Annotated in this window: 9 protein-coding genes; 3 read left to right on the top strand and 6 right to left on the bottom strand. The window is 66.9% G+C overall.

Annotation, left to right across the window (positions count from 1 at the left end):
• Positions 1-11: 11 nt before the first annotated feature.
• Both KEG38_RS28330 and KEG38_RS28335 read right to left on the bottom strand, forming a co-directional pair.
• Positions 12-1,676: an Aq_1262 family (lipo)protein gene (locus tag KEG38_RS28330; protein ID WP_272418727.1), complete on the bottom strand. Its 1,665-nt coding sequence runs from the start codon at positions 1,674-1,676 to the stop codon at positions 12-14.
• Between the two features lie 4 nt (positions 1,677-1,680).
• Positions 1,681-4,086, bottom strand: a complete 2,406-nt coding sequence (locus KEG38_RS28335) for a PhoX family protein (RefSeq protein WP_272418726.1) — start codon at positions 4,084-4,086, stop codon at positions 1,681-1,683.
• 119 nt (positions 4,087-4,205) lie between these two features.
• Between KEG38_RS28335 and KEG38_RS28340 the strand changes: the two genes are divergently transcribed.
• Positions 4,206-6,224, top strand: a complete 2,019-nt coding sequence (locus KEG38_RS28340) for a serine/threonine protein kinase (RefSeq protein WP_272418725.1) — start codon at positions 4,206-4,208, stop codon at positions 6,222-6,224.
• Positions 6,225-6,243: 19 nt separating this feature from the next.
• Here the strand turns inward: KEG38_RS28340 and KEG38_RS28345 are convergent, their stop codons facing one another.
• From KEG38_RS28345 to KEG38_RS28360, 4 genes are all read right to left on the bottom strand, one after another.
• Positions 6,244-7,506 carry a type 2 periplasmic-binding domain-containing protein gene (locus KEG38_RS28345; protein WP_272418724.1) on the bottom strand — a complete coding sequence of 421 codons (1,263 nt, stop codon included), beginning with the start codon at positions 7,504-7,506 and terminating at the stop codon, positions 6,244-6,246.
• A gap of 19 nt (positions 7,507-7,525) precedes the next feature.
• Positions 7,526-7,936, bottom strand: a complete 411-nt coding sequence (locus KEG38_RS28350; RefSeq protein ID WP_272418723.1) for a hypothetical protein — start codon at positions 7,934-7,936, stop codon at positions 7,526-7,528.
• Positions 7,937-7,958: 22 nt separating this feature from the next.
• On the bottom strand, positions 7,959-8,954 hold the full coding sequence (locus tag KEG38_RS28355; protein WP_272418722.1) for a PEGA domain-containing protein: 996 nt from the start codon (positions 8,952-8,954) through the stop codon (positions 7,959-7,961).
• Positions 8,955-9,145: 191 nt separating this feature from the next.
• On the bottom strand, positions 9,146-10,345 hold the full coding sequence (locus KEG38_RS28360; RefSeq protein WP_272418721.1) for a glycosyltransferase: 1,200 nt from the start codon (positions 10,343-10,345) through the stop codon (positions 9,146-9,148).
• Positions 10,346-10,486: 141 nt separating this feature from the next.
• Here KEG38_RS28360 and KEG38_RS28365 point away from each other — a divergent pair, with 141 nt between their 5' ends.
• A complete protein-coding gene (locus KEG38_RS28365; protein ID WP_272418720.1) occupies positions 10,487-11,302 on the top strand; it encodes a metallophosphoesterase family protein in 816 nt (271 codons plus the stop codon).
• A gap of 154 nt (positions 11,303-11,456) precedes the next feature.
• Positions 11,457-12,668 (top strand): glycerophosphodiester phosphodiesterase, encoded by a 1,212-nt coding sequence (locus tag KEG38_RS28370; protein WP_272418719.1) that lies wholly within the window; start codon positions 11,457-11,459, stop codon positions 12,666-12,668.
• Positions 12,669-12,690 lie beyond the last annotated feature (22 nt).

Raw genomic sequence — 12,690 nt, forward strand, 5'->3', positions numbered from 1 at the left:
GCGCGCCTTTCTCACCGGGGCCTGGCCACCCCCCAATCGAGGCGCAGGCGGCCGTCCCTGTAAATCCGATTCGCTTCTCCGAGCCCCGTCGAGCCATTCGTGATGGTGGCATGCACGTTCACCGCGGCCGTGGGCAGCGCGTCGCGGCCGAGATCGAAGCGCTGCCCGCGTACGAGCACGCGATAGGCCTTGTCGAGGGCGAGCGCACGCGCGCGTGACGGGAGCAGGAGGAAAGCAAGATCTCGATCGCCGCCGGGGGCCGCACGCCTCACCTCGGCCTCGGCGAGCGTGCCGCCCGGGAAAAACCGCGCCGTCATTTCGTCATTTGCCCGGAGCTCGTCGCCGCCAAAGACGCGCTGGAGATACACGAGCACCTCGGGCTCCGCGTGCCCGAGTTGCGGAACGTCGGGGATTCCGCGGAGGTCTTGTACGCGCCAGCCCGCTTCGCCGGGCACCTTGCGGGCGAACGAAAACGTTTGATCGACCGTCACGCCCAGGTTCGAATGGCAGCCCATGCAAAACCGATGCTCCTCGTCCGTCGAGAGGCGCAGCCGCCCTGCCTCGTCCTCGAGGAACCCCTGGAGCTGCCAGCCGAAAGCATTCCGAAGGCCGCTCATCGCCGACCCGGCATACACCGGCAGGAGCCCCTCGTCCTTTTCGTCCTGCTCTTTCTCCTGTGCGCGCAGGAGCGCCCATCGATCGGGGGCGAGGACCTTCTTCGCATACCGGAGTTCTTTCATTCGCCGCGCGGCATACCCGGGCGCGTCGGGGTCGAGGTAGCGGACCGAATGCAAGAACTCGACGCCGCGCGGATAAAGGCCTCGTTCGAGTGGGACGTTCGACGCGCCGCCAGCGTAGGTCTTCGGCAAGCGCCGCACGCGCGTGACGCCGGGCGAGAGGGCCCCGTCGCCGTCGAGGTCGAAGCCGAGGAGGCGCTCGTCGACGGGTTCGATTTCGCGATCGATTCGATCCGTCGGGGCATCGGGATCCGAGGCAATCGCGGCTTCGAGCAGCGAAAGGTTGAGCGCGTAGATCACGCGGGACGTGTTTCCCTGCACGTCCCGTCGAAAGGGCTCGGGCAAACGGATGAAGACATCGTCGGTGCTGCCGTTCGTCGGCCAGAACGCGCCGGGGAAGGGCTTGTACCGCACCGCGCGATAGCCGCTCCCGTCCCTGGCGAATCCCTGTTCGTCGAAGCCACGTTCGAGGTCGAGGTCCGGCACGTAGCCCTCGAATCCTCGGGCCCCGGCGAGTGCGCGCCGAAGCGGACCATAATTGTCCTCGCGGACGTAGCGGAGAATCTCCTCGTCCGAAAGGGTCGCCATGTCGGCCGTTCGATCGACGAAGAGGTTTTCGTAGTGGTTCTTCTGGGCCGCCTCGGAAAACGAATACTCGGCCTGGAGCTCCCAGTCCGAGCGTGTATTCGGACCATGGGCGCTCGTGTGGCAGACCCAGCAAGGATTCGAGGTGCCGTTCGTCTTGGTATAACAAAGCGGCGGCACCGAGGCCTCGGGGTTCAGCACGCGCCCCGCGGCCTCGCGGGCGCGAGCGAGCGGGTCGTATCCGGCCTCGGCGCCGCGCTCTTCGCGGCGGCCGCACGAAGCCGCCGCCGCCAGGGACAACAAAAGCGTGACGGCGAGCCACGATCCGGGGCGAGCTTCGTGCGTCCTCTTCATGGCTCTACCCTCCGTTCGGCCAGACGCTCCATACGCTCTCGCCGGGATGCTGCACGCTCACGAAAAGCGTGCGCATGTCCGGACCGAGCGCCGGGCCGGTGGCCTCCGCGTCGCTCGGCACGGCGACGACGCGGAACGCCTTGCCAAACGTCGCCGAGACGACGCCGGGCTGCCCCGCTGCGTGCGCCGGATCGAGGTCGAGGAAATAAATGGCGTCGGCGGTCTTGTTCGTGCCGAAGTTGCCATCCGTGCCGAACCAGACGCCGCCGTCCCGATCGATGACGAGGTTGTCCGGGTTTGCCGCGTCGTACGGTCCTGCGGCCTTCGTGCCCGCCCAGACACGGAAGAACGTGAAGGACGTCGACGCGCCCGGATCGGCCGGATTCGCCTCCTGGAATGCGAAGACGTTTCCGAGCGCGTCGGGGCGCTTCGGCGAGGTCGCGTCGTGCTCCGCGGGCGCAATGAGCTTGCCTTGCTGATCGAGCTGCGTCTTGCGGCCGTGGTTCGTGAAGGCCACGTAGAGCCGAGGCGTGCCGCTCGGATCCTTCGGGTTGTATTCGACGTCCTCGGGCCGGTTCAGCTCCATGATGCCGACCTTCGCGCAGGCCGTGAAGAGCGCGCGGCGCACGTCGTCGTCGCTCAGGAAGCCGCCGAGGCCATTGTAGTCGATGTCCATCAGGGCGGCGCCCACAGTCTTGCCGGGCTCGCCCAGCGCGGCCGCGTTCGGCGCGATTGCCGTGCTCGTGGTGCTGAGGAGGATCCATTGCCCCGTGCCCGGCTGCGACTCCGTCGGCGCCTGCCCCGTGGCGAGCATCGTGATGCCGGTGGTGCTGTCGAGGCCGGCGAAATGCGCGACGTAAAGCGAGCCCTCGTCGAGCAGCGCGCGTGTCTCCGCCCTCGTCATGCCGGCCGTGTACGGGTTCTTGGAGACAAACTTGAAGATGCGGCCGCTCCGTCGATCGTCCCCGGCATAGACGACGATGCGCTGGTTCGGCACGAGCTTCCACTGTGCGTCGACCGCGAACGTCGCGTTTTCCCAGCGCGCGCGCCCCATCGCGCCGAGCTTCTTGTGCCCCACGCCTTTCGTGGTCTTGCCCTCGTATTCGCCTTCCGGCTGCCCGGGATCGATCTCCACGAGGTATCCATACAGATCCCGCGCGTGGTGCGTCAGCGGATCCGGCGACATCCCATATTCGCTCGTCGGGCTTGCCTTCGTCTCGAACGTGATCGGCCCCCCCGGATCGGCTCCGGCCCCGAGGACGAGCTTCTGCTCGCTGGTCCAGAAGGCCTCGAGATCACCATAAAAATCCTGGACGTTCTCCTCCGCGGTGATCACGGTGCCCCAGGGCGTTTGTCCTCCGGAGCAATCTCCCATGATGCCGCTGACGACACCGGAGGGCAATGCATTGCCCTGATCGTCGTGATCGTCGGCGACCGCCGTGATGCCCGTGATGCGCAAGAGGGTATGGCTCGTCGCGTCGTACCGCACCGCCTTCGCACCGCGATCAACTTCCCATTCGCCCGAAGCCGGATCCTGCACCACGTGGAACCACGAGCCGCCGTTCTGCCGCTTCGCCTCCTGCACGTACGTCGAGCGGCTCGCGTCCGACCATTCGTTCGAGGTGACGTCATTCTCGAGGACGCCCATGGACCGGAGATAGGTCGCGAGCGTGAGGTGTTGCCCCACCGGAGCCGTCGTCGCCGTCGGGGCGGTGTTCGAGATGTATTCGTGGTTGACCCACATCCAGCCGGAGGCCCCGCTGCCGTTCCATTGCGGCGCCGCGCCGGCCGCGGCGTCCCAGCCGTCCCCGAAGAACGCGACGTAGTCGTTGTTCGCGCCAAACCGCGGCGCGGTGTGACTCTGATCGAACGTGAGGGGATCGAGCCAGGTCGCGACCACGTTGCCCGAGAGGCCCGCAATGGCGCGCACGCTGTCGGTCGCCGCATTGGCCAACGGAAACTGCACGCCGGGCGGCAAGGTGCCCTTCGCGACTTGATCCACGCGCGTCCGCACGTACTGGCCGAGATCCGCCGCGCCCGTGCCGAGGTCATCCATGAACGCAAGCGCGACCATTCCGGAGAGCGGCCGCGAAGGGTCCGGCCACGTGATCCCCGGCTCTCCCGCGGGTCCCTGCGGACCGGGTTCCCCGGGCGCCCCGGGATTGCCCTCGGGCCCTTGGGTCCCCGGCTCCCCGGGCGCCCCGGGATCACCCTGCGGCCCCTGCTCCCCTTGTTGGCCCGTTTCGCCCTGCGGCCCTTGCGCCCCGTCCTGCCCGTCGAGGCCATCCCGACCATTCGCCCCGTCTTTCCCGTCGCTCCCGCAGGCCCCGAGCGCTGCGGCGAGCAGCACACCGGCGCTCGCGAACATGAAGACATGGCGCGGCCCGGCTCCAGCAATCCTTCGTTTCATTCGCAAGCACCTCGCTTGATTCGTTCCTCTTGGAACGGTCGCGCGCGAGGGTGACGCGTCTCCGTTGCGGAGCGGCGTGGAGCCTGTCACGATTGCGTGACGCATACGCAAGTTTCACGTTGTCGACGTTCTCGTTACGATTGTGTGACAACCACATCGACGCCGCGCGCCACGATTTTCACGGCGTGACACTCGTCACGTTTGCAAGCGCGAAGAAAAACGCGAAACACGGGATCGTGCTTGCTTCGTCACCGGAACGAGCGGATCATGACGCCGTGTCTGCTGCCCCGCCCCTGCCCCATCACGACGGCGATTCGAGCATAGGCAAGTACAGGTTCATCGCGAGCCTCGGTCACGGCGGAATGGCGGACGTTTACCTCGCGGTCGTCCCCGGCCCGGCCGGCTTCAACAAGCTGCAGGTCGTGAAGCGGCTCCGGCGCGATTACGTCGAGGATCCCGATCACGTCGAGATGTTCCTCGACGAGGCGCGGCTCGCGGCGCGGCTGAACCACCCGAACGTCGTGCAGACCTTCGAGGTGAGCGAGTCCGACGGGGAATACTTCATGGCCATGGAGTACCTCGAGGGCCAGCCGTTCAACCGCATCATCAATCGTGCGAAGAAGGACCCGCCTCCGCCCGGGCTGCTCTATCGTATCGTGGCGGACGCGCTCGCGGGCCTGCATTACGCGCACGAGCTCACCGACTACGACGGCACGCCCCTCCACATCGTCCATCGCGACGCGAGCCCGCACAACGTCCTCGTGACGTACGACGGGCACACGAAGATCCTCGATTTCGGCATTGCGAAGTCCGAAGTGCGCTCGGGCGAGACACGCGCCGGCATCGTCAAGGGCAAAGTCGGCTACATGGCGCCCGAGCAGGCGCGGTGCAAGCCGCTCGATCGGCGCGCCGACGTCTTCGTGCTCGGAATCGTGCTCTGGGAAATCGCCGCGGGCCGCAAGCTCTGGGACAAGGCCACGGACATCGAGGTGCTCCACAGGCTCGCGACGGGAGAATATCCCCGCGTCCACGACGTGGAGCCAAACGCGCCCGAGGAGATCGATCGGATCTGCGCCAAGGCGATGGCCCGAGATCCGGCCGATAGATACGCGACGGCGTCCGAGATGCGCGCCGACATCCTCGCGTATCTGGATCGAGCCGGCCTGCGCGTCTCGAGCGAGGACGTGGGTCGTTACGTGACGGGCGCGTTCGGGGACAAACGGGCCGACATCCGGAGGGTGATCGACCAGCAGATCAGCAAGCTGAAGGCGCAACAATCGGGGGAAAGGCTGGCGATCCCCGACGTCGCGGGCCCGCCCGACGCGGCCCCCGATTCGCTGAGTATCCCGAACCTCGGAGGCTCCGGGCGGCACAGCATGAACGGCTCGGGATCGAATCCGAAGGGCGCGACGGGATCGAACGCGCGTATTCCAGGCCCGAGCAGCTTGCCCCCCGGGGCGCCGCCAGAAACGACCATGCAGGTGGCGGCGGCCCCCGTGTCGAACCGAGGGAGCATGATCATTGGCGCCGCGATCGTCCTGGCCGCGGCGATCGGCGCGTTCGCGTTCATGAAGTCGAGGACGCCGGCCCCGAATGCGGCGGCGCCGTTGGCCGAGAGCACGCAAGCGGAAGCGGCTCCGCAACCGGCGCCGTCGGCCGCGCCCGTCGGAACGGCATCGATTGCCACGACAAACGCGCCCGAAGGGACGGCGATGGTGGAGATCAAGGTGCGCGCGATCCCGGCACAAGCGGAGCTCTTCCTCGACGGCGCGCATCTGCCGACGAACCCGTTCACCGGCAAGTTCCCCGCGGATGGAGCGAGCCACCGCGTCCATGCGGAGGCGCGGGATCATCGATCGGCCGCGCAGATCGTCACCTTCGACAAGGACGCGAAGATCGAACTCGTGCTGGAGCCGAAGAGCGGCGCAGCTCAGGCAAACAATACGGCGACGGGCGAAAAGCCGTCCGAAGAGCCGGCGGCGACGCCCACGCCGCCGCCGGCGCCCGCGTCCACCGCGACAACCAGCACACGCGCCAAGCGGAAGCTCGGGGATGGAGATCCGTTCAATACGGCTGCGCCGACGGCCACGACGACGGGGAAGAAGCGCGCGCTCGGCGACGGCCAGAGTCCCTGGTGATCGAGCCGAGCGGGGGCGATCACGGCATTTCGCAATAACCGTAGCTGCAGGCGGGGGCGCTCGCGGGGCATTCCGAGGACTGCGTGCACGCCTGGCAGCTCGTCTTTCCGTTGACGATCTCCTCGAAGTAGCAATCGCAGCGCGAGTCGGTCGTGTACGTCTTCAGCGGGCCCATCTCCGCGGACCGGTCGACGCGCATCGCGCACTTGGGGACGAGGTGCTTCTTCGTGATCGCCTCGACGAGCGCATTCGAGAGCTTGGGCGCGGCGAAGCGGGTGACGAGCACGCCCGCCTGCTCCGTGGGAATGCCCGCGCTGACGCGGGTGTAGAAATGAAGGGGGCCCCAGATCGGGTAATGCCCGTCGCGCACGTTCCGTTTGTCGAAGAGGAACGGCGTCGAATCCGGGTAATATCCGCAATTCTGCCCGAACGCTTTGAATGCGAGGACGCGCAGATCGGAGCGGGCATCGTCCGCGACGTCCGTCGAGAGGATGCCAATCGCCTGCTCGGCGAGGGAGGCGTCGAGGAGGATCTTGAGTCCGTCGCGAACCGCGCTCGATCCGCCGCGATCCTTGCCCCACCATTTGTCGGCAGGCACGTTGATGGCACGCGCGATCATCTGCTGCGTGCCGGAGCTCGCATTTCGAACGAAATAATAGGTGGGATCCGTCCACGGCGCGGCGGCGCCCATGTGGCCGCCCGTGCCGAAGATCATGTACGCCGCCTCCGCGCTGATCGATTTTTGCGTCGAGAGGGCCGGGACCACGAAGGTCATCGGCTGGATCGGGCCCTGATAATCGGCGATTTGCACACCAGCGGGCGCCGTGGGGAAATCGCAGGTGTTGGCGTACACGTCGGAGACGCCGACGTCGACGGTGTTGCCAGCTGGATCGAGGAAGCACTCCTCGGTCGTGCCGTCGGCGTTGTAGAATCTGGCATAGTTCGCGGGTTTGCCGCCGGCGGCCGGGATGTCCTTGATGAGCCGCGCGGCGGGGTCCTCGGAATACACCGCCGAGACGCCCGTGCAGGAGCCCTGCGACTGATACACGATCGTATACGGCGACCCCTCGGCCGCGAGGATACCCTGAATGACGCCGAGGAAGCCGCTCACCGCGCTCGATCCGGCGACGTAGACGACCTTGGGTCGCTCGACGGAGTCGAAGCAGTTTTTCGTGGGAACGGCGGATGCGCCCTCCGCCACGAGTGTCGCCGCGAGGCCGAGGGCGAGCGCGGCCCCGAGATGACGCATCGTCTTCGTGCTGGGGAATCGGATCTCGTTCATGACCATGCCTCGGGAAGACTCAAGGAACGGGGGTTGGCTCGACGAGCGGGGGCAACGCGGCGCCGTTGCAGAGCCCGAGACGGGCGCAATTGTCGAAATCGACGCACGTGGCGTCCGTGCATTTGTTGAGATACTGCTCGTCGTTCGTCGGCTCGCCGGAGAAACACGCCTCCCCGCCGCCCGAGCCGCCCGAGCCGCTGCTCGAGCTCGAGCCGCCGGGCAGGACGCACACGCCCTCCTGGCAGACGGAGCCATTGCCGAATTTGCTGCAATCGGCGTCCGTGGTGCACTGATCCGTCGCGCCCTCGACGATGAGGTTGCAGGCGCCCGCGAGTCCCGCCATGGCCAGAAACGCGAGAGCCACGAGGAGCCAGCCAAAGGCGGGAGGCTGACCGCGACGATGCGGCGATTGGACCTTGGTCTCTTTCATGTTCGTCCCGTACGAGCTTCGATCAGAAGGTGCCCTTGATCCACACATTGCCTGGGCCCACGCCGACGTGGACAGGGACGAGCCCGGCCTTTTTGGGACCACTCGGCCCGGCCGTGAGCGTGAGGATCAACGAAGTCACGCCCGCGACCGCCGTGGCGCCGAGCAAGACGTCGGTCGCAATGGCGAGGTTTCTCATGTTGCCATACGACTCGTCGAGCGTGGGGCGCGTCGTGCCAAACGTGTCGAGCTGGCTCCGGTAATCGGAGCTGGCGCGGAGCGCGAGGCCTCCGACGATACCCGTGCCGACAGCGAGCGCGCCCGTGATGATCCAGGGGACGACAGGCACTTTGCGCCCCGCGCCCTTGTCCCCACCCGGCTCACCCGAGCCCGGCGCGGACGTCCCGTCGCCCGATGAAGGTGCGGCCGCGGTGCTCCCGCCGCCCACGTCGAGCGCGACATCGACGACGTCAGTGCCGGCCACTTCAATCACCCGGGTCACCGGCTCGGCGCCCTCGACGCGCGCCGTCACCTTGCGTTTACCTGCGCCGACGATGACGGGCGCGTCGAGCGGGGTCTTGCCGACGACCACGTCATCCACGAGGATCTCGGCGCCTGGCCGACGCGTGGTGATCTTGAGCGTCGCGACGCGGCCTTCGAGCTTGCGGACGTCGTTCTCGACCTCGGCGCGGCGCTGCGGGTTGATCTCCCCGCCGCCCTCCTCGAGGTATTGCTTGAAGCTGCGAAGCGCGCAGGGATAATCCGGGAGCTGATAACAGATCTGCCCGATGTCGAAGAGGAGCTTGTAGCTCGGCGCGAGCTCGTACGCGCGGCGGATCTCGACGAGCGCGGCCGTGAAGTCGTTGTCCTCGTAAAGCTCGCGACCACGCTGGTAGCGACGCTGCGCTTCCTGCATTTCCTCCTTGGTGGGCTGCTTTTTCGGGCCGGCGGCGAGCGCGGACGGGGCCGCGAGCGCGACGCAGAGGGCGCAGGAGAGGGCAAGGAGAATGGAGGATCGCATCGAGGTCCAGGGTACGCAGGCAAGCTTCTGCGGTGGTTTGTTCAGGGTAGATGAACGACCGCGGAAACTTCAACCCGAGCCCCCTGCCCTGGGCCGGCTTTCACATGATTGTCACCCCATCGTTGCAGGGCCGTTTCATTCGAGGCTCGTCGGGGTTCGGGCCCACGGCAGGCGCCCCACACCGACGCGGATCACGCGGCCCATCGTTGATCGACGATCGTGGCGACCTCCGCTTGCTCGCTCACGTTCACAGCTCCGTGGATCGGTTCGAGCCGCGTGCCCTCGCCGATACGCATCCGGTTGCCCCGCCAATCCACCGTGCGCCGAAGTCCCCCGACGACCCACGTCCACGTGGCCAGCACATCCTTGAAGGGCACGAGGAAGGCACACCGCCATGACATACCCTCGCCACGCATTCGTGACCAGAGCGCCGCATCCAGGGCGACCTTCAGCGCGACGCCGAGCAGCGCGGTCCACGCGAGCGCGCCGCCGGCCACGATGGAAAGCAAGAGGAGAAGCGGGACGGGATTGAAGAGCGGCTCGACCAGATATGAACCGAGGTGCACGCGCCTTCGCATTTGGGTCCAGCGGACATGCCGACTCACGAACCGATCGAGGCGCCAGCGCTCGTTCACGGTGCGCACCGGCTCCGTCGACACGGCGACGCGAAAGCCCGCCTCCTGGAACGCTTTTCCGAGCAGATAATCCTCGGCGAGTACGTCGCGCACCGAGGCGAACCCGCCCACCGCGGCGAGATCACCGAGCCGCAAGAGCATCGATTTCCCGATGACGCACGCGTGCCCGATGAAGACGTTCGCCGCGAGCGTCGAGCGCACGATGAACGAGTTGAGGTGCAAGTTCTCGAGCGCGGCCCCGAGGGTTCGTTCCGCCGTGCCCACGATGATGCTCGTCACGAGGCCGACGCGTGGATCCGCGAGCTCGGCAGCCATCGCGGTCAAATAGCCCGGCCCCACACGCACGTTCGAATCCGAGATGAGGACGTGCTCGTGGCGCGCGCGGGCCGCGAGCGCTTCGAGGATGCTGACCTTGGGATTCATGCCCGTCCGGCGCGGGCAATGGATGATCCGGAACGGCGCATGGGGAACACGCGCCATCACCTCGCGCGCCGCGGCGAGCGCCGGGTCCTCCGCGTCTTCCGCGCCGAGCAGGACTTCGTATGTGGGGTATTCCTGGGACGCGAAGGAGAGCAGGTTGTCCAGTAGCCCATCGTCCACGCCCTTCAGCGGTTTCAGGATCGTGATCGGCGGCGTCGGCCGTTCCCCGGATGGGACCCGACCCAGAATCCGCAGCGCGGCCCATTGCGAGGCCACGGTCATCCCGATCGACGAGAGGGCTCCCCCCGCGAGGAGCGCCACCAGTGTGCTCTTCATCGTTTCACCTCGGGAGGGCACGCTAGCGGTCGTTCGTCACATTCCGGTGTCTGCTCGTGTGACAATCGGCGACGGAGCTTTCGCCGAGGTTTTTCGTGGCCGTCGCAGGAATGTCAACTTGGCCGTGCATGCTCGCGCGCCATGACGCGGATTGCTCATGTGACGGATCTGCATTTGCTGGAAGATCGCCACGACAGCCGCAGCGGTATGGAGCGGTGGAGGCTGCGTTATTTGACGTTCGGTCGATCGCCCTGCGCGCGTCGGCGGCGCGAGCGCGCGCTGGACGCGCTCGTACGCGCGCGCATGACGGACGCGGATCACGTGATCGTGACGGGGGACCTCACCGAGGATGGCGTGTCGGCGCAGTTCGAGGTGCTTTCGGAGGTGCTCGCCGAAAGCAAGCTCTCGCCGGAGCGTGTGACGCTCGTCCCCGGCAATCACGATCTCTACGACGATGGGCGGGCCTTCGCGCGTGCCCTCGAAGGCCCCCTCCGCGCCTATGCAACGACGAGCCGGCGAGGCGCCATGACCGAGCTCCGGGACGCGTTGATCGTACCCGTATCGACCGCCGTGCCCTTGCCCGTGACGCGATCGAGTGGCCTCATCGAGCAGGACACCCTCGAGCGGCTCGGCAAGCTCGCGGAGGATCCTCATTTCACCTGGAAGGTGGTCCTCTCGGCGCAACATCATCCTCCGGGGCGGCACGCGATCGCGGCATGGCACTGGGTCGACGGATTGCAGGCGCACGAGGCGATGGACACGCTGCTCGCGCGCTGCGAGCGGCTCTACGTGGCGCATGGACATGCGCATCGATCAGAGAATCGATCGATCCGGGCGGGCGCATCGCCGCGTGTTTTTGGTGCGGAAGCCGTGGTGGATGGGGAGACCACGGTGCGTCTGTATCGGGCGACGCACGGGCGGCTCTTGCCCGAGATGGATGTAGCGCTGGCGGCTTGACGCCGCTCAGGCGTTCCTGAAGCGCGCAGGCTCTCCGCGTCGCGCTCGCGAAGCCACCGTGACTTCGGCGTGAAGCGCCTTGCCATCGCCCCCGCATCGCGAGACCATCGGCGCGGCGGCGCTCCGCCGCCTGCAATCCACGGCGAGGATTCTCATGAAAACGAATTGCGTCGAAGCGAGGACGGCCGTCCTCGGCGTGCTCCTTTTGGCCTTCCTGGTCGGCTGCGGCAATGGGACGAGCAGCGGGGGTCCGGATGCGACCCCGCCCGAGGTCTGGAAGACGTTGAACGGCAAGGAACCGCTCGTCACCGGCCATCGCGGGGCCTCCGGGTACCTGCCCGAGCACACGCTCGCGAGCTACACGCTCGCCATCGAGCAAGGCGCCGATTTCATCGAGCCGGACCTCGTGGCCACGAAGGACGGTCACCTCATCGCCCGCCACGAGCCCGAAATCTCGACGACGACCGACGTCGGGTCGAAGCCCGAGTTCGCGGATCGGAAGACGACGAAAACCGTCGACGGCGCCCCCGTCGAAGGGTTTTTCGCGAGCGATTTCACCTTGGCGGAGATCAAGCAGCTCCGCGCCGTCCAGCCGCGGAGCTACAGGCCGCAGGAGCACAATGGCAAGTACGAGATCCCGACACTCGAAGAAATCATCGCGCTCGCCAAGCAGAAGTCGGAGGAAACCGGGCGCGTGATCGGCATCTACCCGGAGACGAAGCACCCGACCTACCACGCGGACCTCGGCCTGCCGCTCGAGGACAAACTCCTCGCGGCGCTCGAGCAGGCCGGGCTCACGGGCGAAGGCGCGAAGGTGATCATCCAGTCGTTCGAGGTCGGAAATCTGCAATACCTGCGGCAAAAGACGTCGCTCCCGCTCGTGCAGCTCGTCGACGCGGACGGCGTCGCGCTCGACGGGAAAATCAAGCTCGCGCCGCCTCACGACAAACCGTACGATTTCGCGAAGCAGAACGATCCGCGTACGTTCGCCGATCTGCTCACCGATGAGGGGCTCACGTTCGTCGCGACATACGCGGACGGTGTGTCGCCGTGGAAGCGGTACATCGTGTCCGTGGAGGGCGTCGACGCGAACGGCGACGGCGAAGCGGACGACGTCAATGGCGACGGGACCGTGGACGACGCGGATCGAAAGGCGCTCGCGCCGACGGATCTCGTCACGCGCGCGCACGCGAAAGGCCTGTTCGTCCATACGTGGACTTTCCGTAGCGAAGGAATGTTCCTCGCCGAAGACTACGGCGCGACCCCGGCGGCCGAGTACGAGGTCTTCTACCGCCTCGGCATCGACGGGGTGTTCAGCGATTTTCCCGACGAAGCCGTGAAGGCGCGCGCCCGTTTGGGCCTTTGAGAACTCCGCCCACCGGGATAGG

It is taken from the genome of Polyangium jinanense (genome assembly GCF_028435265.1).
Taxonomy (GTDB): Bacteria; Myxococcota_A; Polyangia; order Polyangiales; family Polyangiaceae; genus Polyangium; species Polyangium jinanense.